Source organism: Vibrio sp. R78045, from assembly GCF_042466085.1.
Taxonomy (GTDB): Bacteria; Pseudomonadota; Gammaproteobacteria; order Enterobacterales; family Vibrionaceae; genus Vibrio; species Vibrio cyclitrophicus.
This window is the reverse complement of record NZ_JAXHBS010000013.1, coordinates 1,723,344-1,749,259: the sequence shown is the minus strand read 5'-3', so window position 1 is coordinate 1,749,259 and position 25,916 is coordinate 1,723,344. Positions and strand designations below refer to the sequence as shown.

At 43.9% G+C, this 25,916-nt stretch carries 17 protein-coding genes; 9 read left to right on the top strand and 8 right to left on the bottom strand.

The features are described 5' to 3' along the window. Positions 1–25 precede the first annotated feature (25 nt). Positions 26–1,396, top strand: coding sequence for an endonuclease/exonuclease/phosphatase family protein (locus SJY39_RS18210; RefSeq protein ID WP_016793379.1), 1,371 nt, complete (start codon positions 26–28; stop codon positions 1,394–1,396). Positions 1,397–1,545: 149 nt separating this feature from the next. Here SJY39_RS18210 and manA read toward each other — a convergent pair whose 3' ends face one another. The 4 genes from manA to mngA form a co-directional block, all read right to left on the bottom strand. Continuing rightward, a complete protein-coding gene (manA, locus tag SJY39_RS18205) occupies positions 1,546–2,742 on the bottom strand; it encodes a mannose-6-phosphate isomerase, class I (RefSeq protein ID WP_010430016.1) in 1,197 nt (398 codons plus the stop codon). Next, positions 2,732–3,964, bottom strand: coding sequence for a glycerate kinase (locus SJY39_RS18200; protein ID WP_010430017.1), 1,233 nt, complete (start codon positions 3,962–3,964; stop codon positions 2,732–2,734). Before SJY39_RS18200 ends, manA begins: the two co-directional genes overlap by 11 nt. Positions 3,965–4,009: 45 nt before the next feature. Continuing rightward, complete coding sequence (gene mngB, locus SJY39_RS18195) at positions 4,010–6,679, bottom strand: mannosylglycerate hydrolase (protein ID WP_010430019.1); 2,670 nt, start codon at positions 6,677–6,679, stop codon at positions 4,010–4,012. Positions 6,680–6,916: 237 nt separating this feature from the next. Beyond that, complete coding sequence (mngA, locus tag SJY39_RS18190; RefSeq protein WP_372275173.1) at positions 6,917–8,851, bottom strand: PTS 2-O-a-mannosyl-D-glycerate transporter subunit IIABC; 1,935 nt, start codon at positions 8,849–8,851, stop codon at positions 6,917–6,919. 317 nt (positions 8,852–9,168) lie between these two features. Between mngA and SJY39_RS18185 the strand changes: the two genes are divergently transcribed. From SJY39_RS18185 to SJY39_RS18165, 5 genes are all read left to right on the top strand, one after another. Next, positions 9,169–9,885 (top strand): GntR family transcriptional regulator, encoded by a 717-nt coding sequence (locus SJY39_RS18185; protein ID WP_372275175.1) that lies wholly within the window; start codon positions 9,169–9,171, stop codon positions 9,883–9,885. Positions 9,886–10,117: 232 nt separating this feature from the next. Beyond that, positions 10,118–11,014, top strand: a complete 897-nt coding sequence (locus SJY39_RS18180) for a hypothetical protein (protein ID WP_016768100.1) — start codon at positions 10,118–10,120, stop codon at positions 11,012–11,014. Between the two features lie 191 nt (positions 11,015–11,205). Continuing rightward, positions 11,206–11,958, top strand: coding sequence for a YdiY family protein (locus tag SJY39_RS18175; RefSeq protein ID WP_016793381.1), 753 nt, complete (start codon positions 11,206–11,208; stop codon positions 11,956–11,958). 191 nt (positions 11,959–12,149) lie between these two features. Next, the gene (locus tag SJY39_RS18170; RefSeq protein WP_016793384.1) at positions 12,150–13,166 is read left to right on the top strand and encodes a polysaccharide lyase family 7 protein; all 1,017 of its coding nucleotides are present in this window, start codon (positions 12,150–12,152) and stop codon (positions 13,164–13,166) included. A gap of 292 nt (positions 13,167–13,458) precedes the next feature. Next, positions 13,459–14,370, top strand: a complete 912-nt coding sequence (locus SJY39_RS18165) for a 2OG-Fe(II) oxygenase (protein WP_016793386.1) — start codon at positions 13,459–13,461, stop codon at positions 14,368–14,370. A gap of 142 nt (positions 14,371–14,512) precedes the next feature. On the opposite strand, the gene SJY39_RS18160 is transcribed toward SJY39_RS18165, so the two are convergent. The 4 genes from SJY39_RS18160 to SJY39_RS18145 form a co-directional block, all read right to left on the bottom strand. Continuing rightward, positions 14,513–17,590, bottom strand: coding sequence for an efflux RND transporter permease subunit (locus SJY39_RS18160; protein ID WP_016793388.1), 3,078 nt, complete (start codon positions 17,588–17,590; stop codon positions 14,513–14,515). Then, the gene (locus SJY39_RS18155) at positions 17,577–18,899 is read right to left on the bottom strand and encodes an efflux RND transporter periplasmic adaptor subunit (protein WP_016793390.1); all 1,323 of its coding nucleotides are present in this window, start codon (positions 18,897–18,899) and stop codon (positions 17,577–17,579) included. Before SJY39_RS18155 ends, SJY39_RS18160 begins: the two co-directional genes overlap by 14 nt. Before the next feature lie 194 nt (positions 18,900–19,093). Beyond that, the gene (locus SJY39_RS18150; protein ID WP_016793392.1) at positions 19,094–20,287 is read right to left on the bottom strand and encodes an outer membrane protein transport protein; all 1,194 of its coding nucleotides are present in this window, start codon (positions 20,285–20,287) and stop codon (positions 19,094–19,096) included. Then, positions 20,277–22,502, bottom strand: a complete 2,226-nt coding sequence (locus SJY39_RS18145; protein ID WP_016793394.1) for a lipase — start codon at positions 22,500–22,502, stop codon at positions 20,277–20,279. Before SJY39_RS18145 ends, SJY39_RS18150 begins: the two co-directional genes overlap by 11 nt. 356 nt (positions 22,503–22,858) lie before the next feature. Between SJY39_RS18145 and SJY39_RS18140 the strand changes: the two genes are divergently transcribed. From SJY39_RS18140 to dcuC, 3 genes are all read left to right on the top strand, one after another. Further along, positions 22,859–23,554, top strand: a complete 696-nt coding sequence (locus tag SJY39_RS18140) for a winged helix-turn-helix domain-containing protein (protein WP_016793396.1) — start codon at positions 22,859–22,861, stop codon at positions 23,552–23,554. Further along, a complete protein-coding gene (locus SJY39_RS18135) occupies positions 23,547–24,053 on the top strand; it encodes a hypothetical protein (protein ID WP_016768108.1) in 507 nt (168 codons plus the stop codon). Before SJY39_RS18140 ends, SJY39_RS18135 begins: the two co-directional genes overlap by 8 nt. Positions 24,054–24,519: 466 nt before the next feature. Beyond that, complete coding sequence (gene dcuC / locus SJY39_RS18130) at positions 24,520–25,887, top strand: anaerobic C4-dicarboxylate transporter DcuC (protein ID WP_016788598.1); 1,368 nt, start codon at positions 24,520–24,522, stop codon at positions 25,885–25,887. The last annotated feature ends 29 nt before the right edge of the window (positions 25,888–25,916 follow it).

Below are 25,916 nucleotides of genomic sequence, written 5' to 3'. Positions count from 1 at the left end.
TTCATGCAATTAGCGGATCCATTTTATGAAATTGTTAAAAACATCTATCGCTTTCGCCATTTCTTCAGCTCTTTTAATTGGTTGCAGCAGCGACACTGATTATGTTCAACCTGAAGAAGTCAAAATCGCAACTTACAACCTGTCTTTTGACCGAACAACCTTTGAAGCTCTTGTAACAGAAATGCAAATCGAACCAAGTGTTCAGGCAACGCTAGTATCCGATTATTTGGATAACACGATTGGTGCTGCAGACAAAGAGACAGCGGCCAAAGTGATTCAGATCCGTAATGTAGCAGCCGTGATTCAAAAGAATCGTCCTGACGTACTTATGATGGCTGAGTTTAACAATGACGGTACTGGCACCGACAAATCGGCGCTAGAAGGCTTCCAGAAAAACTACCTTTCTGTCGCTCAAAGTATTGAAGGTGCAGGCGGCGATGCTAACCTAGAGCCAATCTCATACCCATACTTTGAAAGCTACTCAACCAACACCGGCTTATTGAACGAATTTGGCTTTGATTTAGACAATGATGGTACTCCTGGGACACTACCCGGAGATGCGTGGGGTTTCGGTTTCTACCATGGTCAATACGCGTTTGCTTTGATGTCTAAATACGAAATCGACACGGCAAATACTCGTACATTTCAAGAATTTAAATGGAAAGATCTTGAAGGTTCAACCATCCCAACAATCACAGTGTGTGATGATCCTAGTAAGTTCCCTGTCGGTATGGGTTGTGGCGAAGAGTGGTACACAACTGCTGAGTGGGAAGAAGTTCGTCTATCATCAAAAAACCACGTTGATGCACCGATCCTAATTCCAACTAAAAACGGGACAGAAACCGTTCACTTGCTGATGTCTCACCCTACTCCTCCGGCTTTTGATGTGGGTAAGAACATTGAGCAAAACGCAGCAGAAGTCGACTTCTGGCACCAATACATTCAAAATAAATCGTTCATCTATGATGATTCTGGAAAAACGGGTGGCCTAGAACAAGGCAAGCACTTTGTCATGATGGGTGATCAAAACCTCGACCCAGTAGATGGAGACGGTATTAGTTCTGTAATGCAAGACTTGCACAACGATGCACTGGTTAATCAAGAAGTCACCAATGGTCATTTATACCCGACCAGTTATGGTGCAGCTGAACATGCCGTGGATAAATCGTCATCTCACCCACAACCAAACCGTATCACTTCAACATTTGGACTTGCGGTTGATTACGCTCTTCCATCAGCCACATTAAGTATTATTGAATCTGGTGTTTATTGGTCAGCTTCATATGAAGAAGGACGTCAGTTATTCAATGACTCACGAATTGGTGATTATGGTAACGGTAAAGATGTTTCATCTGACCACCGTATGATCTGGGTAAAAGTAGGCTTTTCAAAGTAGCTGCGTACCACCCCTAAGCTAAAATCATTACTCGATTTTAACTAGCAACAAAAAAGCCCATAGGTCAGAGAACCTATGGGCAAATCAGAGAACATAAACTCTGAGATTTACCAATAAAGCGTTACATTAATGCGCTAATGTCGGGGGGACTAATTAAACGCACGAGCCAATGTGCCGCTCCCTTGATATTGGTAACTGGTTGCGCTGTGGCAAACGAACGCAGACTCACCGGCTTTCAATTTCACGGCTTTCTCTCCGCACATAATTGATACTTCACCTGTCATGCAGAATAAGATTTCTGCACTTCGAACAAACTGCGAACGGCTTTCTCCTTCAACACACTCAAGTACTTCAAAACCAAAGTCGTCGACTGGGATTGCGTAACCTAACTTACCGTCCATTTTAGTCGGCGCCAAACGTAAGTCTTCATGATTGATAGACTCAAATTTGGTGTTATCAATCAGCTCAACCACATCCATGTGCTTAGGTGTTAAACCCGCGCGAAGTACGTTATCTGAGTTCGCCATGATCTCTAAGCCAGTGCCTTGTACATACGCGTGTGGCGTCTCAGCATGCAAGAACATCGCCTCACCCGGCTCTAACTCGATCACGTTAAGAATCAATGGTGAGAACAAGCCGATGTCATCTGAATATTCGTCAACGAAGCTCTTAATCAGATCAAAGGCTTCACGTGCTTTTGCTGTGCGTGGACGTTGTTCCATTGCGATTTTTAGCTCGTTTAACGCGGTTGTTTTCTTTTCTCCAGAAAGGCTCATCACCACAGTAAAGAACTGTTTCAAACCTTGGGATGTTGGGAGAGCTTTAAGCGCGTCTAGATCTTCGTTAAGCGTTACAATGTTCGCCTGTTCAAATAAAGAAATAATTTCTGCAACAGGTCTGAATCCGTTCATCGCTTTGTAGAAAGTCAGCGCGTAAACCAACTCTGGCTTATGGTTGTCGTCGCGGTAGTTTCGGTTCGAAGCACCTAATTCAATACCTAAGTCATTCTCTTTTGAGAAGCCAATCTGTGCTTTATCTCTACGAGGGTGAACCTGTACCGACAGTGCTTTATCAGCTGCCAAAACTTTGAACAAGTAAGGAAGATTACCAAAGCGCTGAACGGTGTAATCACCCAATACTGAGATAGGATCTTTCTTGATCAAATCAGAAAGCAATTCGCCATTCTCAGCAATTTTTGAGCAACCATTTGGGTGAGCACCCATCCAAATTTCAGCTTGTGGCTCGTTGTTTGGATTTTCGATACCAAACAGATCATTCATCGCCACTTGGCTGCCCCAAACATAGTTTTGAATAACGTTATCAAGCTTGAATAGATTAGTTTGCATAGTAATTCTCACTGTTGTCTTTTATTGCTAACTGATCGCCTTTACTTTGCATGGGCGTTGGAGTAGATAAAATTTGTTGGCCTAATTGCAGAGTCGCTGCGACGTTTCGAGAGGTACGAATCAGGTTTTGTTCCGATTCACCAAGCACTTGAGACAAAGACTGAGGAGAACGTACGGTTCCAAACAAGCTAGACATTGAGCCGTAAAGCTTTTCAACCTCTTTACCCAAAGAGCCTGCAATACCAATGGTTGGAATATTCAGTTTTTGAGCGCGCTGAGCTATACCAAAAGGTGTTTTACCTTGCAGGGTTTGGTTGTCCATCTGTCCCTCTCCGGTCAAGACCAGTGAAGCACCTTCAAGAACCTTATCTGCATCCAAAGCATCTAGTACCATCTCAATACCCGCTTTAATTTGGATATTGAATGCCAGACTTAACCCCAAAGGTGTACCGCCAGCCGCACCAAAACCAGCGGTGTCGCGGTGATTAGTACCTGTATGTGTTTGAGCGATATCGGCAAAGTGATCGATCGCAGTATCAAGTTGTTCAACTTGAGCTTGTGAAGCCCCTTTTTGTGGACCAAACACGGCACTTGCTCCGCTTTCGCCACACAGTGGATTATTCACATCACATGCGACCACGAACGTCACTTCTTTGCATCTAGGGTGCAGTCCATCAAGATCGATGCTTGCTAACTGGCTTAACTCGGCGCCGCCACCAGATAGCTCGTTGCCTTTTTTGTCGAATAACTTGCCTCCCAACGCTTGTAAGATGCCAGCACCCGCGTCATTAGTTGCGCTGCCGCCCAGACCAATGATGATTTGTTCAACACCTTGATCTAATGCATCTTTGATCAATAACCCGGTACCAAACGAAGATGCGATTAGCGGTGCTCTTTCTTCTACTGTTAATCGGTCTAAACCCGATGCTTGAGCAAATTCCACCAAAGCAGTTTTTACGTTGTCGCCATCAACTGTCTGTTCTAAAGATGCCCAGTAAGCCGAGCAATCCCGTCCGATTGGATCCGTCGTTAGCAACTGCTGCTTCTTGCCATTGAGCGCCGCTAACAACACATCTACGGTGCCTTCTCCACCATCGGCGAGTGGCATTTTCACAAACTCTGCGTGAGGGAAAACGTCAGCAAATCCGCGCTCAATACAAGACGCTACTTGATGGGCGTCGAGTGATTCTTTAAATGAATCGGGGGCAATTACAATTTTCATTGTCGTTCACCATTCCCGCCCACTAAGGTGAGCGGGTCATTGAAATTAGAATTTGATTTGGAATGTTTTCGCTTGGCAAGATGCCAATTCACCAAAAGATAATTCGCCAAAAGACAAGTCACCAAAGGTTTCAATTGCTACATCACCTTCACGAACGCGCTCGTCCATACTTGTCTCTTTCCAGCTTGAAACCGCTTGAGTGAAAGAGATTGAGTCCGATACTGAACCACTTTCTGCTGGGTTGTAGACACGCATGATCAACGCATCTTCGTCTTCAGCTTTCTTAAGCACACTTAATACCGCACCCGCTTGTTGCTTCGATAGCAAGCTGAAGCTCATTGGTAGGTTTTGTTCGCCCACATTCAGCTTCATCGCGTTGTAAGGGATCTTGTTGTAGCATTCGATTTGAGTGACATTGTCACGTGCTTGCGCCATGATGTTCGCGTCAATGTGGTTACCCGAGAAGCCACACAGTGTGAATTCACACACTAACTTGCCGCGCACTTGTGAATCTGGGGTCGGGATCTTGATACCAGAAGGACGCCCCGGACGAAGCAATAGCTCTTCTTTACCCAACACGCCAATACCACGGAATAGTGTCAGTGCGAAGGTATCTCTATTTTCGTCACCTTTAGATGCAATCACTTCAAATTCACGCAGACCATTCGACATAATAGCCATACCCGCTTTGCCGTTTTCTAGCGCAGCAAAGTTCATTAACTGATACACAGGAACCGGTGCTTCTTTCCACTTCTCTTCTTCCCAAACCGCCATTGCAGGGTCATTGGTTGGTCGAGTAATACAACCGAACTGGTTATCTGCTACCACAGTTTCAGAAATAAATGGCGTAGGTACTAATACACGTACACGGTGGTCGTCGGCTTGGTTGTCCAATTCCATACGAACTTCGATGCGGCGAGAACCTTGCTTCAATACCACTTGGCATTGCGCTTCAACGAATCCATTTTGACCCGTGCGTTCTTCACGCTCTGTAAGGTTTGCTGGCACGTTCATGCGGAAAGCGATGTTTGCTACCGATTGGAAACCTTGGTGGTCAATTGATGTTTCTACCGGGAATTCATCAGAGTACAACAGCCACTCTTGACGAGATGGAGAGTAATCGTACTCATCGCCGTCATCAGAACCATCTTCTAAACGAAGTGCTTGGTCGAATACTTGCTCTGTCTCTTTATCGAAAATAGTCAGAGTACCGTTGTCGTTTACATTAATTCGGTAGTATTCGTTCTCTAGCAAGTAGTCTTTCTGCTCTGCGACTTTAACTGCGCCCTTCTCATTACCTTGGATGTGTAACGTGGTGAAACCCATCGCTGGCACAGTGCGTTTGATTTGAATATCAAACTCCATGAAAGGGTCGTAGTTGCCGTAGTGAACGATTTGACGGTCTACTTTACCTGGGTCGATTTGGCGCTTGTCTTGGATGAAGTATTCAACTGGGTTTTCGTTTTCATCAAAGATAGAAAATTCTTGAGCACGGATAGTGATGGTTGTGTTCACCACTTCTTCACGCTCATACGGAGAAAGGTTAAACATCGCCAGTTTGTCGCAACCTTCGCGATCCGGCATATGGTCAACGATTTTACGTTTGTAGAAGTGGATTAGGTTTGTCGCCATGTCGTCCGCAAGGATGTAACGGTTTAGGATTTCAGCGTGTACCTTGTCTGAACAACAGCAACCAATAGAGTCATGAGCATGGTTCTTCATGCTCTCTTTCCACATTTTCTCAATCAAACCGTGGTGATATTCGAAACCTAATGTCCAAGCGATAGACGCTAGAGGTTCTAGGATGTTTACAATCTTGTTTTCGATTTCCGCATGGATCAGTTTGATGTCCATACGTGTTGACGAAATCGTGCGGTGAACACGCATGTATTTACCGTCGTTGAATTCGCCTTTGATTGTGTCGAGTTGGTCGCGCGCTGCTTCTACTTTCTCGAATACTTCTTCAAAGCGACTCATTGAGAACTCGCGATCTGGGTAGATTTCGCGAAGCTTGTCCATTACTTCAAAGATATCTTTTTGAATCGGCATTTGATCGTGGCCGTTCGGTAGCAAGATATCTTTAGTCACCGATGGCTTTTCTAGCACTGGGAAGTACTTATCTAAACGAGCACGCAAGCCTTCTTCGTCTTGTGGAAGGTATTTACCAATCGCGTAACCTAGCGGAAGCACTTGTGCCACCACTTCACTGCCGTCATTAGACTGCCATAAGAATTCTGTTTTGTTGGTGCCATGACGCTCTGAACAACCACGCCAGAACATTGCACGCGTGATGTCGAAGCCGTTGTAGATCATTGGCAGCTGTGAGCTCATGCTGAATGAATCTGGTAGGTAACCAATCTTCATTGCATCGCCAAACTTCATGCAGTCACGAATGCCATACATCATGTTACGTACAATTGACTCACCAGAAACTTGCATTGTGTCGGTTTGAGAATACCAAGGGCCAATAATTAACTTTCCCGCTTCAACCAATGCTTTTACACGCTCTGTGTTTTCTGGTTTGATAGCAAAGTAATCTTCTAGAACGGCGGTTTGACCATCTAGAACGTAATATTTGTATTCTGGATCGCTCTCCAGACGGTTCATGATTTCTTCCATGTTGTTCACAAGAAGAATACGAGACTCTTCTGTTGTGAAATACCATTCACGATCCCAGTGCATGTGAGGAGTAATGTGTACGCGTGATGTAGTCATAATCATTTACCTAAATGTGTCGCTTCGAGTAAAACTAAAGTTCGAACCCAAATACGACTAAATTAAAGTTTTTCAAGGGGTTAAAATTGGCTGCCACTAAATTTAGGGTGCAGAAAACCACGCCCAGAATCTGTGTGAATAAAACCGTTAGGAGCACAGGCATTTAGGACAGCCAAGTTGTTCGTTATTTTTTATACGGTGTTTTAATTGCGAGCTAGAAGCTAGCTCAAAATTCAGTTAGTTCTGTGTTGCAGTACTTGCTTCAAACTTACCCTTTTTTACAGCGTGACCACGCCACATCAGAAGAGTAACAGTTGAAATCACTGTGCCGACAATCGCAGCACCGAACCAGATTGCAGCAGCAGAGAATGCGCCCAAACCTGAATCGTGTAACAAGAAGATAGAGAAGATACCTGCACCCGGAGTCGATAGACCAATACCTGCCGCGCCAACCATCGCACCTGTAACCACTGATCCTAGTAAGAATGAGCCGATTACACGGATTGGATCTTCAATCGCCATTGGGATTGCACCTTCGGTAATACCCGCAAGGCCAAGTAGCCATGTCGATTTACCGGTTTCAATCTCAAAGTCTTTGAATAGGCGTGGAGCAATCATGGTTGAAGCCGTTACAGTGAACGCCGATACCATTTTTACTGAACCAAAGATTGCGTAAGGGCCATAAACACCGTTCGCCATCGCACCTAAACAGAATGCGTAAGCGGCTTTGTTTACCGGACCACCTAAATCGAATGACACAAACAGACCAAGAATCGCACCCAATAACAGCGCATTGGTGCCTGACATACCGTTCAACCAATCCGTTAGACCTTGGTTTAGGAACGCTACCGGTTTACCGATAACAAATAGCATCAAGCTACCCGCTACCAAAGTACCAATCACAGGGTAAAGGTAGAAAGTAAGGAATCCGTTAAACGCAGGACCTAAGCGAACATGCTCTTTTACCCAACGCATCACATAACCAGCAATCAAACCACCAACAACACCGCCTAGGAAACCAGAGCCAATGATGTTTGCTGCAATACCTGCGGCAAAACCAGGGCCAAGTGCGGGCTTGTCTGCTAGTGAATAAGCTGTGTAAGCCGCCAGTACTGGCACCATCAATGTACCCAGTAGGCCGCCACCTAGTTTGCGATACATCCATAGCCAAGAATCTTTTGTTGCGTAAAGATCTTGCAGGTCAAAAATTTGTGCGATAAGAACAGCAACCGCAAGAACAGTACCACCAGCAACGATCAGAGGAACTGCGTAAGAAATACCAGAAAGCAGTGCTTGTTTAAGCTCAGTTTTCAGTGGCAACTTTTTAGGCTTGTTGTCAGTAGCCACTGTGCGTTCTGCACCATTACCTTTTTTCGACTCTTCAATCGCTTCATTAAGAATGCGCTCACCGTGTTTAATCGGTTCTGCAACTGGTGTTTCAACTCGAGGAATGCCGTTAAAGCGCTCAGATTCTTTAATCGCAACTTCAGCAGCAAAAACACACGCCACAGCATTGTTAAGTTGTTCCGCAGTTAAGCGATCTTCAATACCGTTTGCGCCCTGCTTTTCAACATGAACCTTGTAGCCAAGCTTTTTTCCCGCTTTTTCTAGGTACTCAGCCGCCATATAGGTGTGAGCAATGCCTGCTGGGCAAGCAGTAACACATACAATTGTCGGCTCATTTGTATCTAATTTGTCTTGTTTTTCTTCTTGTTGATTGTCGCCATCAAGAAGCGCAAAGATTTCTTCAGCGGTTGTCGCTTTTAATACAGCTTCGCGAACATCGTCATCAACCAATGTAGTTGTCAATGCAGTAAGCAGATGCATGTGGGTAGAACCCGCTTCTGCATTTGGAATCGCAATTAGGAAGATAAGATTTACATCTTCGTCTTCATCCAAGCCTTTCCATTTCATGTCTTCTTTAAGCGTTGCTACAGCGAAGCCAGCTTCTTTAACCGCGTCAGCCTTGCCATGCGGTACTGCTAAGCCTTCGCCAAGCGCTGTCGGGCCTTGCTCTTCACGAGCAAATACTGCATCAAGGTACTCTTGCTTGTTATGCAGTTTGCCTTGCTGATCCAGTTGGTCAGCAAGTGCGTAAATCGCTTCTTCTCGACTGCTAAACGTAGTTTGCAGATTTACGAGCGACTTATTCGTTAGAGTAGTAAGTTTCATAACCTTTGTCCCATAGTCACGGATTAGTACGACAGTCGTCCCTGCCGACGATAGTGATAATACAACTTCAAGACATTTAATCCGTGATCACGATCTCACCAATACATATTTGTATTTAATTTGTATTTAAATCGTATTGGTAAATCCTTTAAGAAAGCTTGTTATGTATCGTTTAATTTGTATTATATGTACTACAAAACGCCGATACGACGCTCACACTAACCTGTAAAACAAGGCTTATATAGAGCAAATTTACGTATTTAAGGTACAGGTTGTTAATCAAAGTCTAGTTGTTCTAGCGCACAAACGAGGCAAAAATGGCAAGACTCCCGATGTATCGCCAAATCGCAGATGCAATAAGAGAAAAGATCAGTTCTGGTGAGTATAAGGTTGGAGAAGCACTCCCAACAGAAGCGCAACTGCGTGAAGTTTTTTCTGTAAGCCGTGTAACGGTTAGACAAGCGCTCAAGCTCCTGATCGAAAATGATGAACTCGAAAGCGTTCAAGGCAGCGGCACTTATGTCAAAGAGAACAAAATCAATTACGACATTTACAAACAGTCGAGCTTTCAAAAAAAGTGGGCGCATTTGGATGTGGTTACACACAGTGATGTTCTAGCCTTTGAAATGAAGCCCTGTTCTTTGGCGATGTCTGAACATCTAGATATTAAAGAAGGCGAATTAGTTTTCTACGTAAAGCGTGTTCGCTTCATAGACAACAATCCAATCACGGTTGAAGAAACTTGGTTACCTGTTGCCCTATTCCCAGATCTCACCTATCAAGTGATGCAGACATCAAAGTACGACTTTATTGAGAACACCAAAGGCATGGTGATTGATAGAAGTGAGCAAGAACTGGTGCCGATTCTTCCGCCTGAAGACGTTGCTAAACAGTTAGGGATTGACCCAACTCAGCCTATCATTGAAAAACGTACTCGAGGTTACCTCGCCAATAACACGGTGTTCGAGTACAGCCGTAACTACTTCACATCTAACGATTACAGATTTACTTTGGTCGCAAGACGCCAGAGATAATACTCATCAGCAAGTTTCTATAACAGTAGATGACCAACACAGAGAGCGCCTTGTTCTCTGTGTTTCTGTGCTGTTAGCTCAATAATGAACCCAACTTTCTCCCCCCAAATATTCCTAAATCAATATCAAGTAATCTCACGAAAGTTCATTCACATTCATTTAAATACTGTTCTCGCGCTTTGACCATAAACTAGGCGCCAAATGACAAGAACAACCGTCGACAGGAATGTAGATGAATACCAAACAACTTGAGAACGCGGTTAGTGAAGTAAGCTTATTCAATCAGCACCTCCACTTAATCCAATCCGTCCATACCATTCCGACACCAAAAGTAAATTGGGAGTCGATTGCCATGGAACCTGCGCCTGCAATGCCAACGGTTCGCTTCGATCATAAAGTCAAAGCCATAGAAGCGCTTGATGAATACAAACCATACTGGCTAGATATTCTGTTGGGTAACAAGTCTAAGTTTCACACCCTCACAAGCAATGTCGAGCGAGCAGCAGAAAAAGACATAGAGCAATATAAAACGGAATTTGTACATTGGGTTCAGAACTACAGCTACTGGGTAAAAAGCAATCAGTTATCGAAAGGCGTTTTGAATAACGATAGCCAAGCAAAGTTGTCTGCCCTTTCTAAAGCTCAGCAAAACCTGATGAACGTAGCGGTGGTCGACACCAAACTGATTAACCATAACTTCAATACCTATAAGAATGGCCACCTGTTAGAAATCAACATTCAGGTTAATAAGCACAACGTGATCCCTAAAGAAAAAAAGGTATTGTGCCAAGGCGAAGTAAAGCTTGAAACGATGTCTCTTTCTGAAAGCAATACCTTATATCGTGAGTACGTGTGCAGCTGTATTCTTAAATGTGCGCAAGATGCTTTCAATGTCTTACCCGAGACGAGCGTCTTGGTCAACGTTGAACAGATTTCAGCAGATCAATCGAGCGAAACCATCGTTTCATGCCATGTAGAACAAGGACTACTCGAGTTCTTATTAATCGAAGACGATAAACCCTCTGAGACACTTGAATTCTTTGTCCACATTGAAGATTTTAATCCTCATCGAGGTAATGGGTTCTCAGCGATAAAAACGATCTTTTCGCCTTTGCCTATTGCGTCGTAACTCACTCGCATTTTCGATTCAATCATTGACGACTCTTCACGACTAACCTTGCGTTCATCGTGTTCAATCACCTTATATACCAAACCATTATGTCGACACACGCTATCTCACAAACAACGCGCCCATTAACCAACACAGTTTCATACACACGATCCTTAATAAAGCTACCTTTAGTTCTAATCGCTATCTCTATGCCCGTATTTGCCGAAGAAGTTGAAGAAGTAGAACTCGAGGGCGACGTCGTATTAAGCGAAGGTTCTGACTTACAAGAAGAAGCTCAAGAATCCCCTTTTACAACCCTGACCAAACTCGGGTTTATCTACTCACAAAACACCAGCTCATCTTTGTCGATCAACTCTGGAATCTCTGTTGGATACAAAAAAGAGAACTGGGGCCAACGAGTTCAGTTTGATACCTACTATACCGATGCTGAAAACGATGAAGACGGCACCAATCGCTATACCACCAACTATGGCATCAGCTATGACTTGAACGAAGTCACCTATTTGGTCGCAACAACACGTTTTGAACACGACCACTTTGGTACTTATCGTAAGCAATTTATAACGGCTACAGGATTGGGTCGCCACTTTTATGATACTGAAAGAATCAAACTTCAAGGCTCTGCTGGTCCGGGTTACCGAATCAGTCAACGGCAATCCTCCGATGAAGAGTTCCCGAACAAAGAGAACTATGAACTGATCGTGAATGCCAGTGTTGATGGCTCTCTGACGATCACAGAAACGTTTTCTATGGGGGCAACGGCTAACATGGCTTACGGTGAAGAGAACACCAATTACAACCTCAAAGGCTATCTAAAGAACATATTGATGGGCAATTTAGCTCTGACTTTTGATACCGAATACATCTACAACACCACTGTCGCATCAGACCAAAGTAACGCCGAAATCTACAGCTCAATGAACCTCAACTACGATTTCTAAATTACGCTTCCCCATCGAACATGCAAAAGGATTTGCATGATCGTTCAGAGAATCATTACTAAGCCGTATACGAAAACCAACCTCATTGACTCTAGCTCTAGCTCCATAACTAGAAAAATTGTATTGAGATGTGTTTTTGGGATCGGTAGCTCAAAGCTCTGTCAACAAAATGTAAAACCGCTCTTTAGCCAATGAAAACCTCATGGTTTATCGATAAAGTTTGCTCACCTTTTGTATTACAAATTATTTTTATGTTCAACTATCAACAACCTTTAAAATACCTCAAAGTTGCTGCGTTTATCTCTAGTGGATTATTACTCGCTGGCTGTGAAGCTAATGCTAAAAGCGAACAAGCAGAGCTTAAAACATGCACAGATTGCAATTGGAACATCGAGCAATGGAAAATCACCCTTCCAGTCAGTGGTGACGATTACTACAACAATGGCCGTAGCAGCGCAGCCGAGCTCATTCCCCAAGAATGTAATGGTAAAGAGTACTTAACCAACGACACTCATCTTCCTTGGTTCTCTCGTGAGTCTGTTAATGGCGAAGAACGTCTAAAATTCACCGTTGATCTTGGTGGTCAAGTTTCAACTACAGCAAACACAAAATACGCTCGTTCGGAACTTCGTGAATTGTATAAGTTCAATACCGAAAATCGATGCAGCACTAAAGACCAAAACTGGGCGGTAACAGGGACACATGAACTTAAAGCGACAGTGAGCGTTGATCAGTTCCCGAATAAAGACGTGACAGGCAGTGACCCAAAAGTCGTTCTCGGCCAAATTCATGGTAAAGACATTAAACAAGCGCTAGTGAAATTGCAGTGGGATGGTGAAAATAAGCCGGTACGTGTTGTTCTGAACGATTCATTTCTACCAGGAAACAAAATGTGTAGCGACTGTCAGCCATTCAGTGTCAACCTAGGAGTCGCACCTGCAAACCTGGATTGGGATTACACGATTCGCCTCGATGAGCAAGGTATTTACCTTTCAACACTCATTAATGACGAATTATCAGAGCGCTTCTTACCTTGGGGCATCGAAACAGAAGATCGTGATGGTAACAAGGTTACGTTGTCAAAAGCATGGTTAAAGGAAGAGTACTACTTTAAAGCCGGTCTTTACGCCCAAATAAAGCCTTCAAGAGAGTTTGCTGGTCAAGTATTCTCGGTTAGCTTTTCGAAGATCAATATTGATCATAGATAGAATGTCACCCCATCAGTTGTGTCTAAAATCACTACTGATACTTGAAAACGGCGTGTGGGTATCTCATCCATACGCTGTTTTATCACTGATACGCCCACGACATCGCAACTCGCTAAGTTAAACTTGCGTTCAAATGACCTCGCCTAAGCAAGGACTGAAAGCTTCTTAAAGTAACCCCTCCTTCACGCTGATTATATAGAAAACGTTAATTCTGTTTTGCCCAGCGGCCCGTTTATCTACAAACCTTGGTGTAATAGATTGGTTGCAAGCAAACAAAAGGAGCGAACACATTATGTTATCTAATCAACTAGAGCGCGCACGTGCCATCGATTTACCAACACGAGAAGCGATGCTTCAACGAGCTCCTTCTGTACAACAGTTTTGGGACAACAATAAGGGCTTGTTCAGCGAGGCTTGGAAAGAATGGGAAGCAAGCGCGGAAGGCAGTCAATTGGGTTTCGACGATTCGCTGTTAGATGCCCGCCTGCGTGAAGCTGTTAGAGAAGCTTGGCAAGATCCAGAGAAAGAAATCGCGGTAAAAGACTTACTCGAAGAGATCTCTCCTGGGGTGTTTAAGTTTCAGTTCTTTGATGCTGAACGTCTCGCTGAGTTGCGTGATTACTTGGAAGCGGTCTCTAACGCTCAAATCCCGCTGCGCCCACCATACGGCATAGTGCTTAACCGTGGTGGAGCAATGTTAGACAGCCGATCTGAAGGTTATTTAGCCGCGCCAAGTTTCCAAGCGTTTTACCGAGATTTACTCGACAGTTACATGCGCCCTATCGCTCGCTTATTGTTCCCTGAAATCATGGGTTACGATACGCAAACTTTTGGGTTCTCGATTCAGTATCAAGCGAACAAAGATACCTCTTTACGCCTGCATACTGATGCGTCTTCTGTCACGCTCAACATTAATATAAATATGCCAGATGAAGAGTTTTCAGGGTCAGAACTTAACTTTTATGATCCTGCTACGGGTAAGATGAACGAAACGACATTCACACCCGGTGTCGCTATGATTCATAGAGGAAACGTTGCCCATGCGGCACTGCCGATAACAAGTGGTGAACGTTCGAACTTGGTATTGTGGTTGTATGGCGACCGTGGACAGATTCCACAGCACAACTCAGGGTTGGAATCGGTAGACGCTCATCAGCGTTGGACTGTCCCTACGATTGTGCCTGATAACTTTGCTCCATTCTAGATAAGTACGCTCTGTTTTAATCGGTTCGATTAGGATTAGCTTATTCAGACGGCTAATACAGTAAATAACAAAGCGCCCACCATAATATTGGTGGACGCTTTTTTGTATCTTCAATTACGTTAATCGTAATCGATTAGCCAGATTAGGCTGGTTTAGTTCTCAATCGAGTCAACAAATCCATTTGCTTTAGGTTCGCCATACCGACATACGCGACAGGCACTAAAAACAATGAGAAGAAAGTTCCGACCGATAAGCCACCGACCAACACCAAACCAATATTGATGCGACCCAATGAACCCGGGCCATCCGCCAATGCCAATGGCAATGAACCGAGGATCATCGTCAGTGAGGTCATCAAAATTGGACGTAACCTTGAACGCGCACTGCTGATCGCCGCTTCTTTCGCACTCGCGCCAGATTTACGTTTCTCGTTGGCAAACTCCACCAGCAAAATACCGTGTTTGGTCACGAGACCAACCAGTGTCAGCAATCCTATCTTCGAGTAAATATTGAGGCTTTGACCAAATACCGAAAGCGTCAAAATCGCGCCCACAATACACAATGGAACCGTCAGCAAGATGATCATCGGGTCAACAAAGCTTTCAAACTGCGCCGCCAAGATCAAGAAGATGAAAATCAACGCCAATACGAACAGCACTTGTGCGCCCGCGGTTGAATCAACCAGATCTTTAACTACGCCATTGAACTCGTAGCTCTGAGCAGGTTTCAACAGGCTTGGTACCGTGTCATCAATGTATGCCTTCACGTCGCTCGCCGTATATCCGGGCATCAAGTCCGCGGTGATTTCAGCGCTGTCTTTACCCATGAACGTCTTGAAGTTAGATTCCGATGTCACTTGTTTGATTGATACAAACTGAGATAAAGGAAGCCTTTGACCCGACTGTGAATCCACATACAACTTATCGAGAACCTTGAAATCACCAAGATCGATTCGGTTTACTTGAACTTGAATTGGGTATGTATAACCGTCGTCCGCTTGCAAATCTGCGGCTTTAACAGAACCAAGGAAAGTCGATAACGCATTGGTTACGTTACCGTAATCAACACCAGACAATACAATCGCATTGCGATCAATCGACAAGTCATAACGTAACTGGTCACGCAGCATTGAGTTCTTAATGTTGGTCACGCCCTCGTAATCCTCAAGCGCCTTAACGACTTCGCTCGCGGTTTCAGACAACACAGTGGTATCACGGTTAACCGTCGTCAGTTGAAGGATCATGTTGGTTGCAATGTTCAAGTTATCTGCTGAGCGAACCTTGAAGGACATGCCGTAAGCAGAGACTGAACTTTGTGCCTTAGCGATAAACTCGTTTACCAATTCATCCGCTGACTGATCACGCTCACCCCAAGGTTTCAAAAGAACGTGATTGGTCGGTATACCTTCAATGTAAGATAGGTTCGCTTCTACTGAACTATCACCTTTGAACACATTGTTAAGTTGCGCGTTGTTATCTAGATGGTATTGACGCCCAACACCTGTTGGTGGTGTAGAGGTCACCTCAACAAAACCGGTATCTTCCGTTGGAAGCAATACTTGAGGCATTTTCCAAACCGCTAAGGCCGATAAAGCGATCAGCACTAAAGCAATACCACTCATCAGAGCCTTACGATCAAACCATTTGCCTAGCTCTTTGGTGTATAAATCCGATAACACATTCAGTTTCGCATCAACCTTTTGATACCACTTCGCCGGAGTTGATACTGGCTTCATTAAGTAAGCACTCATCATTGGTGAGAGCGTTAACGCCACAAATCCAGAGATGATCACCGCTGCTGCAAGCGTGAACGCAAACTGCCTGAATAGATCGGCGGTTAGGCCTGCCATCAAGCCAATTGGTAAGTAAACAACCGCCAAAGTTAGCGTCATCGCAATCACCGGGAAGACGATCTCTCGACACCCTTTAATTGCAGCGTTGAATGGGGTTTCACCCTCTTCGATATGACGGTAGCAGTTTTCAGCCACAACAATCGCATCATCAACCACCAAACCAATGGCGAGAATGATAGCGAGAATCGTCAGTACGTTGATACTAAACCCAAGTAAATGCATGACGGCAAATACGCCTATCACACACACTGGGATGGTGATGATCGGGATAGAAGCGACTCGAAAAGAGCCAAGGAACAGAACCACAACCGCTGAAACCAGAACAATCGCCTCAACTAAAGTCATAAACCCTTCGTCAATTGCAGCTTTAATGAAATTCGCTTGGTTGTAGACCATCTTCATCTCAATGCCTTCTGGCAACTGAGGCTGAATCACATCGATTTGTTTCTTAACTTTATTCGCTACTGTGACTGGGTTTTCACTTTTTAGCGGTAACACCTGAATCGACATTGCTAAGTTGTCATCGACTCGAAGAATACTCGGGGTTAAGCTTTCTTCTCCCATTTTAACTTCTGCAATATCGCCGACACGAATGATCTTGCCGTCATCAACACGGACCACCAAGTCTCGTACATCATCAACACTGGTCACTTGATTGACTGGGTTGATTGAGAAATCTCTTACCTGACCTTTGATGGTACCCGCTGTAAACGTCGCATTGTATGAACTTAATGTACCTACCACGTCTGATGCGCTCATATTGAGCGCCATCATGCGATCCGGTTGCAACCAAACTCGCACCGCTTTTTCGCTGCCACCATACGGTCCCCAAATGCCACCCACACCTTGAATATGCTTAAATTGAGGCACGACTTGCTGGCTAATGTAGTCGTACATATCTTGCTTAGACATCTTGCCAGTATTCACAAACGTGATGATGTTACTCGGCATACTGGTGTCAGAAGAGTCATCCGTGACCGTTGGCTTATCCGTCATGCTCGGCGGGAAATCACCAATCGCTTCGACGCTGCTGCGCAGGTTGTTCATCAAGCTGGTGTATTCGACATCATTAATGTCATCTTCAAAGATGATTTTTAGATTACACGTGCCCTCCTGACAGTCCGTCGTCATGGTTTTCACGCTGTCGAGGCCCGTTGCTGCGGTAATAAGCTTATCTGCCACATTGCGTGACATGAACTCAGCGCTCGCGCCGTTGATCGCCGCGGTTACAGTCGCCGACGGTGTTTTATGTTCTGGGAAATATTGGATCGAGAGCTTTTGAAATGACAGTAGGCCAAATAAGACAATTGCGATACTCAGAACTGATGCAAATACAGGGTGCTTAATACAAATCTCAGGAAGCTTCATTCAGATTCTCCTTCGTTACAGCTTCCTTGCTTAGTGTGTCCTTACTGTGAGTTTCGCTCGATGAATCCTCAACAGTCGCACGGGTCTCTGCTTGCTCGCTGTTTTCCTTGATCGCTTCGTCTACACCTTTCGATGCTTCCGTCCAATCAACCGAGGGTTCAATCGGATGTGGTTCATCCACCTGCGTTACGGTCTTTTCTACTTTAGGTTCAGCGATCTGTTGAGCGTTCTCTTTGCTTGTCGGTTCAGTTACTAGCTCAACGGTTTTCTGCTCAGCATTTGGGTTCATGACCTTAACTAACGACGCTTTCTTGAGGTTCTGTTGTCCCGTCACAACGACGTTATCGCCAAGCTTCAAGCCTTTCTCTACTACAACGTAACCATCGTTAGTATTCACACCTAATTCGACAATGCGTTGATCGATCTTTTCACCATTCACGACCCAAACAAAGCGCTCTGTATCTTTGGCTTGAACGGAGTTTTGAGAAACCACCATCTGCGTTGAATCTTCGCTGGTCATCTGACTTACTTTGGCAAACATACCCGGAACTAAGCGATGCTCTGGGTTAGTCACGTGCGCGTGCACCTCTACACGACCTGAGCTTTCGTCCACCGCTGGCGCAATGTAATCCACCACGCCAGAAAACGCTTCATCAACAAATGCATCAACTTGGATGGAAACATTCTGCCCAAGCTTCGCGTTGCCCAAATCCGACTGTCCAATGGAATACTGAACTTCAACAGGATCGAGTTTGATCAAACTAACCAACGCGGTTGCGCTATCAATCTTACTGCCCACTGAGTGAGTGAAGTTAGTTAGCTGCCCATCAAATGGCGCTACCAATAAATAGTCATTCATCAGCGCTTCTTTCTGACGGAAATCAGCTGCGGCTAGGTTCGCCTGTTCGCCCAGTTCTTCCACATCTTGTTGAGACATCGAGTCAGGCTGTTTCTTTAGTAATTCTTGTACACGCTTTAATTTCGACTTTGCTAACGCTAGAGAGCTTCTTGCTTTGTCTAAATCGGCTTTCGCTTTGGTATTGTCCAACTGGGCGATCAGTTCGCCTTTTTTAACTGGATCTCCATCTTTGAAATGGATATTAAGAATTTTGTCGGAGGCACTAAATGTCAATGCAGCAGAATCCGTTGCCCTGATTTTCCCAACCTCGTTGATTGAAGAAGTGAATGCTTGTTTGTGAGCTTTTTCGATAGTCACAGGAATTAAGTTTGAGTCTTGGGCAAACGATGGAGAGATATGTAAGGCAAACAGTGCCAAACAGATTGTTTTACTAAGCTTTGTAAATTTCATTTTTAATAACCATAACCGTTGAATTCGTCTGAATTAAAACGTTTTTCTAAGCAGCTATTTCTTACTTAATGAGCTTCCAGCTATTTAAATAATGCTAAAACAGCTAATAATGAGAAAAGGGCTCAACTCACTGTCGAGCCCTGCAATTTTTATATGATTCCTAAATTTTTACGTTCTGAACTCCAAAGTAAAAGTTAAAAACGATGCTGATACTGAACACCGATCAAGAGAGCATCGGCAGTCACATCAGCAGTTATATTGGAACTCGTTCCTGGGATCGTCGTCAGGCTTTCGTCAATATCTTGTGATTCTCCGATGATAAATCCGACACCAATATCCACAGAACTGGCAGCCGTGAAGTTATATGTCCCTCCAACCGTGAGCCAATGACGGTTAACATCAGGAATTGATAACGATGTAAGTTCATCAGTTGGGGAAATGTCGTACATATAACCCGCTCGTAGAACGATGTCTTTCGACATGGTGTACGTACCACCGACAGAAATATGCCCTGCATCTTTCCATTGATACTCTTTAATTGAGTCGTCATAAGAGTCAGATGTTAGCGAGTCAAATTCAGACCAGTTCACCCACTGCAGGCTGTAGTGAAAAGCCCACTGTTCGTTGAGCTGGTGCCAACCGGAAAACTCTAGAGTGTCAGGTAACGGAACATTCATCTTGTCGGCAGGGACACCACCTTTAGTAATGTCACCTTCCACTTCGATATCTGGGCTGTAACGGTAAGTAATACCAAACTTGTTATGTTCATTGACTTGATAGGTCGCACCAACGTTAGCCCCCAAACCGAAACCATCGGCATCTACGTTTAACAAGTTTTGGCGGTATATTTCGCCCTCACCGTAAATAACATCTAGCCCTATGCCCAAATTGATTTTTTTAGACAACTCGTAAGCCACAGCGAAACCCACATTGATACTGGAAAGCGCCGTTTTTCCTCCAAACTCATCCGCTTCGAACGAGTTATCAAATTCTACGTCGGTACCAAAATTAGAGTGCACCGTCGCCCCCAGAGTGAACTTAGAATCTTCGATTGGATGTACATAATGAATGTTTGGAACTAATGTCCCTGCGTCTAATGATTGGTCATCTAACATTTCAGTATCACCAATCATTGGTGTGTAGCTAACGCTAGACACATCAATACCACTATCGATATAGATAGCGCCGACAGAGAGTGTTGGTTGCTCGATGTAAGCCATCGCAGCGCTGTTTTTAGCAACAATTGCCGCGCTATCTGCCATCACTGCATCACCGGCGAATGCACGACCTAACCCGGTTGCAGACTGCGCGTTAAGTTGAAAGCCAGCCGCATTAGTCAGGCAAGGGACAAGAGCAGCGGCAGTGCTCAGTAAGAATTTATTCTTCATCTTGAGGCACCTCGGTTTCGATATGATCTTCGTTATTAATGACGACTACTGCACCGTCACTCATTACCATAGAAGCAACGGCAATTTGTTGAGTGTCCACCGCTTCACGAACGTCTGACATGTTTTCACCTGGTGTGCCCGGTAAGCCATTTTCATCAACGGGACCTTCATAGGGGAACAGATACGTACCATGCCCGCCGGTTGTGGTTCGTACTGCTCCACGCTTTTCATTAATATTTTCTGATGTGCCTGTTATTGGGTCTAAGCCAAGCGCAGTAATCAGTGGTTCAGTACCAGTACGAATGTTACCTGGCGCGGTATTGGGAATTACGCTATCTGGGACATAGTCAACACCAACGTCACAAGTCTCCCCGCAATCTCCAACGGCAGCTAACAAAAGAGTTGGCTGCTCAGCAGCGACTTGGCGAGAGATAAAGCTCGCAGGGTCAGCACTATCAATTGTTGCTTGGACCCCTTGTTTAAGGTCTGTCACAACCAAATCGAAGATGTCATCCTCTAGCTGACTAACAAGCAGCGCGTTATCTGTTGAAAGTGCGACAAAATCACGAAGCGCTTCAATGCACTGCTGATTCGTTGCTTCTGTTGTACATGTATCTGGTATCACCGTTTCAGCAATGCCGCGCTGAACATCTGGGGATTTCTTAACCCCTTCTGACATTTCAGGGCCTAAGGTTTGAGAGGACAGAACCAAGTTAGTTAGCCCCTGTCCCGGAACAACAAAGTTTACAGTGTTGAAAGTAAAGTCTGAGTTAGCCGTAAGTGCTCGAGACGCTTGACTGAATTCACTTACCATCACCGACATGATTCCTCCCAACGATTGCCCAATTAGATGAACGTTATTGTTATCAACCCAACCTTCTTGGCTCAACGCATAGCGTAGACCCAGAAAATCAGAAACAGACTGCTGGAGGTTAGAACGAAGCGCTAAAGGGGAATCAATATTGATGAAGAAGGCTTTGTTTGCTCGGGCACTAATTTCCACGTGCTCAGGGCTTGAGTCATAACGTATCCGCTCACCGTGATATGGCATATCGATCGCAACCACGGCATAACCTTTATCAGTATATTCCGCAGCCATTAAAGAAGCAGTGCCGCGCTCTGCTGTAACACCATGAATAAAAATAGCGACAGGTAACTCTATAAAACTATTCCAGTTAAACTCTTTTGGTACGTATATATCTGCCGTCATCTCAAGGTCTTCTGTTTTTTGAGGCATTGGATTCTCCGCAGTTGGAAAACTACCGGAAGTGTTGGTAATCCATTCATACAGTGGTGGGCAATTTTCTTTCGGGTCAAATTCATCGACGATACATTCCGCCTCCCTCTCTTTTGTAAAAGGTAAGTACGACGGAATTTTTAGCACTTTTGTATACAGGTTATATCCCCGCTTTTCCTCTACAATTACAGGCTCTTCTTGGGTGAATGAACTACCATATTGCAGATGGTTTCTTTTCATTGCATCTAGCGACGAATACGAACTCTGTGTTTTAAACTGCGCAGCATAAACGGGAATACCTTTCTCTGGATATAACGCATAATATGATTCAATAGCACTCAATACTTGATCTTGAAGGACTTCTTCTTTTTCGTTATTTAATGGGACGTCTGAATAAATCAACTCATCAAAACTGGCATCTGCTTTTAAAGGCTCATTAAATTCAGTTTTTACCCCGTCAGTAACAACGATCGAATAAGTCGTCCCCTCTTTTAATCCTGATTCGCACTGAATAATTATATTGGAACCATCGGCCGATATTTGAGTGTCAACTTCATCACCTGTTATTTCATCAATTAATACAACATTCCCGGCTAAGGTTTCGTTATTGAGTGGATAACGTTTATCAGAATTAACACTTTTTAGAGGAATCAAAATCGGTTCTGCACAAAGTCCCCAACCGTCTAGGGCTGCGTATGAGTTGTTGTAGTCCTGATAATACGCGTCGTTAGTCGATGACATTACGACAACGTCTTCACCGACACCGGATATTGTTCCATCCTCGTCATACCCATAACCATCGTTCGGTTTTGGTAATTCATTAATGTTGTAGGGAACCAATATCAATACGGCATCTTGAGCCGAGTCTTCAGACTGACAGCCGAGTAAGGCAAGCGTAATTAGTCCACATATATACGGCTTATTGAAATCTTTCAAAACAGCTCCTTCGTAGCTTTCGCATTTAACTGGTGTGGTCATGCGATTTATCGTTATTTGAATTGCCGATTGAGTCGGAGGTAAGCTCGACTTTTATTCGTAGAGAGCAAGGCAACACAGAGTTGGAATGACACGTTGATAAAACTACGTAAGAAATTTGAGCAGTTAACCCACACCCACTAAATCAGCGTCACCCGTTAATGATCTAATAGCGACTGGCGGCAAGCACCTGAAACCACATTAAACAACCTCAAAAAGGTTTATAAGGGAATATAAAAAGAGGGATAATCAAACAAATTCAATTATTTAAACATAAAATAAGACAAAGTGAGTGAGTTTATATTTATAGTGGTATTTGTTATATTTAAGTGAGAACGCTTATAACAATGAGAACCCAGATGTCTGCTGAATTTATTATCAATGATGATATACAGGTCAATTTAGAAGAGAGTGAAATCCATCACTTTAAGACAGGTCGTACGTACCCAATAGGTTCTAACGAATCAGAGCTACTTAAGTTTTTTATCTCGAGACCCAATGAGGTGATCACGCGCCAAGTTCTTATTGAACAAGTGTGGGTGTCTAAAGGTATCTACGTTGAAGATGGCAGCCTAATGCAAACCATCTCGATTTGCCGAAAAGCGTTAGAAGATAAAAGGGGGATAATCATCGTCACTGAGCGCGGTAAAGGCTACCGATTTGCAGGACAAGTGACACAAGACAAAGAACGCGCGCTGCGTATAATTCAATCGCAACCAATACAAGAAACGAAACAACCTGAAGACAACACAGCGCCAGAAAGATCACCAACCGCGGCTAAGAAAAAAACAATTAGTGTACTAGCACTGATTGTATTATTTGTAGTGACTGCAGGTTTATCCCATTATCTGTTTTCTTATTTAGATAGAAATAGCCTAGGCGAAGATCTCGTTGGTCAGCATTTTATCTCTTGTAAAATCGAATCCGACGAATTCACTTTTAATGAGTTATTCAACGTGACGCTTTATGAATATAAGGGACGAAACATCATCATCGATAATTCAGGAAAATCTCTGAGCTTCCCTGCCGGATTTAAAGGAGTGACTTGTGAATAATAAAACGAATACAGCAATTTTTGTGGTACTGCTTGGCGTATTAGTCGGCTGGGTTTCTACCTTTATTCCCAAGTCACACCTTGAAGGGCATTATTTAGCAAATACAGCATCGATTATTAACCCATCCAATAATATGATTCATAACCAGTCTGCTATTAATATCGAGTTTAAGAAGAATGACAGTTATGACTTATTGTACGTATCAACTAAGCAAGTCGGCTTTACGTCATCAGGATCTTACTCTGTCACTCAACACGACATTTCTTTAGACGAGACTCAACATGAACAAATCATACCAAATAGAGAGCTCACATTTTACGAAAAGGTGATGATCAGTGAAGGTGCAGTGCTTTCTTCAGATGCCATGGCTTATATCCCACTAAATAATGATGAATTATTATTGGTCACTCAGCGCGGAATGATTCACTTCTGTAAAAAAGTGATATGCGCCGACCTGCCCACTTACTCGAATGCAGATCCTGAATTGAACATTAACTAATCGTTTAACTATCAACTATTTCGGTCAGTAGCTGTACTTAAGCCAATACGTTAGGAGCTATGCATTTCCACATCAATTCAACTCTCGCTGAAGCCTACTTAACTTTCCATTCCCAGTAGGCATCAGTTCATAAATTAATCCGATATCATGTAAAAATACACACTTCTTTTTAGTTCTGCACGTTAGGCTCCAAAAGTCATAGATTTATAAATCCACACCTTTGTATACAACTCCTCACTATAAAGGTGATCCAAGTTATATTCTATTGAGATAGATAATTTGTTTATTAACATCTAAACAACAGTAGTTGTTCATGATTTACAACCACAATTAACATCAAAGAAAATGTTTGTCTTAGATCATATCAACCTCAACTATGCCTCGTGCCACAGTGCAGTTTTCTGTACATTCATTGTCATATTCTGAAACACTTTCTTATATTTTTTTAAACTTTGTGGAGATTTCTATGTTAGAGCTCTTGATCGGATTAGTGATTACTATCGCTGTTGGTTACTTTATTGTGAAAGGCTATAAAGCGGCAGGTGTATTACTGACAGCTGGCCTTGCCCTACTTCTTATTACTGGCCTTATAGGTCACACAGTCTTACCCGCTAAGGTCGCTTCAACAGGTAACATGGTTACCGACTCACTAGAATTCGTTAAGTACATGCTTCAGTACCGTGGAGGCGGCCTAGGCATGCAAATCATGCTTCTTTGTGGCTTTGCTTCTTACATGACGCATATCGGCGCAAACAATGTGGTAGTAAAACAATTCTCTAAACCGCTTGCTGCTATCAAATCTCCATACGTACTTCTTGTTGCGGCTTACATCGTAGCGTGTCTAATGTCTCTAGCAGTAAGTTCTGCAACAGGCCTTGGCGTGCTATTGATGGCGACCCTATTCCCAATGATGACGGCAATGGGTATTTCTCGTCCAGCAGCGGTGGCGGTTTGTGCATCACCTGCAGCAATCATTCTTTCACCAACGTCGGGTGATGTGGTTATCGCAGCAGAAAAATCAGGTATGTCTCTTGATGTGTTTGCTGTTCAAACGGTACTGCCTGTTTCAATATGTGCAATCATTGTGATGGCGGGTGCCGCTTTCTTCTGGAACAAGTACCTAGATAAGAAAGAAAACACGCCAATGGAAAAAGTAGACGTTTCAGAAATTGAAACGAATGCGCCGGCTTTTTATGCTGCTCTTCCATTCTTACCTATTTTTGGAGTATTTCTATTCAACGGTCGTACCATTCCGGGCCTTTCACTTGATATCTACACCATCGTAGTAGGTTCAATTTTCGTGGGCGCTGTTATCGATTACGTTGTGAAGAAGTTTGACGGCGAAAAAACACTAGAAGACCTAGATTCTTGCTACCAAGGTATGGCCGAAGCATTTAAAGGCGTAGTAATGCTGTTGGTTGCGGCGGGTGTATTTGCTCAGGGCCTAATGTCTATCGGTGCAATTGATAACCTAATCGGCCTTGCTGAATCAGCTGGCGCTGGCGGTATCGCATTAATGCTTATCCTGACTGGTCTAACAGTTGCTGCTGCTATCGCGACAGGTTCTGGTAACGCGCCATTCTATGCATTCGTAGAACTGGCTCCGTCACTTGCTGCGAAAATGGGCTTGAACCCTGCGTTCCTAATCATCCCAATGCTTCAAGCGTCTAACTTAGGCCGTACAATTTCTCCTGTTTCGGGTGTAATTGTAGCGACTTCTGGCATGGGTAAAATCAGCCCGTTTGAAGTCGTTAAACGTACTTCAGTACCAGTAATCTGTGGTCTTATCACGGTGATCTTCGGTACGCTTGTTCTAGTACCAATGGCAGCTTAATTGTCAGTAAAACAGACATGATTATTTGG

Coding starts and splice junctions, on each gene's coding strand:
- SJY39_RS18210 (WP_016793379.1), top strand. CDS start 26: ATGAAATTGTTAAAAACATCTATCGCTTTCGCCATTTCTTCAGCTCTT.
- manA (WP_010430016.1), bottom strand. CDS start 2,742: ATGCAAACTAATCTATTCAAGCTTGATAACGTTATTCAAAACTATGTT.
- SJY39_RS18200 (WP_010430017.1), bottom strand. CDS start 3,964: ATGAAAATTGTAATTGCCCCCGATTCATTTAAAGAATCACTCGACGCC.
- mngB (WP_010430019.1), bottom strand. CDS start 6,679: ATGACTACATCACGCGTACACATTACTCCTCACATGCACTGGGATCGT.
- mngA (WP_372275173.1), bottom strand. CDS start 8,851: ATGAAACTTACTACTCTAACGAATAAGTCGCTCGTAAATCTGCAAACT.
- SJY39_RS18185 (WP_372275175.1), top strand. CDS start 9,169: ATGGCAAGACTCCCGATGTATCGCCAAATCGCAGATGCAATAAGAGAA.
- SJY39_RS18180 (WP_016768100.1), top strand. CDS start 10,118: ATGAATACCAAACAACTTGAGAACGCGGTTAGTGAAGTAAGCTTATTC.
- SJY39_RS18175 (WP_016793381.1), top strand. CDS start 11,206: ATGCCCGTATTTGCCGAAGAAGTTGAAGAAGTAGAACTCGAGGGCGAC.
- SJY39_RS18170 (WP_016793384.1), top strand. CDS start 12,150: ATGAAAACCTCATGGTTTATCGATAAAGTTTGCTCACCTTTTGTATTA.
- SJY39_RS18165 (WP_016793386.1), top strand. CDS start 13,459: ATGTTATCTAATCAACTAGAGCGCGCACGTGCCATCGATTTACCAACA.
- SJY39_RS18160 (WP_016793388.1), bottom strand. CDS start 17,590: ATGAAGCTTCCTGAGATTTGTATTAAGCACCCTGTATTTGCATCAGTT.
- SJY39_RS18155 (WP_016793390.1), bottom strand. CDS start 18,899: ATGAAATTTACAAAGCTTAGTAAAACAATCTGTTTGGCACTGTTTGCC.
- SJY39_RS18150 (WP_016793392.1), bottom strand. CDS start 20,287: ATGAAGAATAAATTCTTACTGAGCACTGCCGCTGCTCTTGTCCCTTGC.
- SJY39_RS18145 (WP_016793394.1), bottom strand. CDS start 22,502: ATGACCACACCAGTTAAATGCGAAAGCTACGAAGGAGCTGTTTTGAAA.
- SJY39_RS18140 (WP_016793396.1), top strand. CDS start 22,859: ATGTCTGCTGAATTTATTATCAATGATGATATACAGGTCAATTTAGAA.
- dcuC (WP_016788598.1), top strand. CDS start 24,520: ATGTTAGAGCTCTTGATCGGATTAGTGATTACTATCGCTGTTGGTTAC.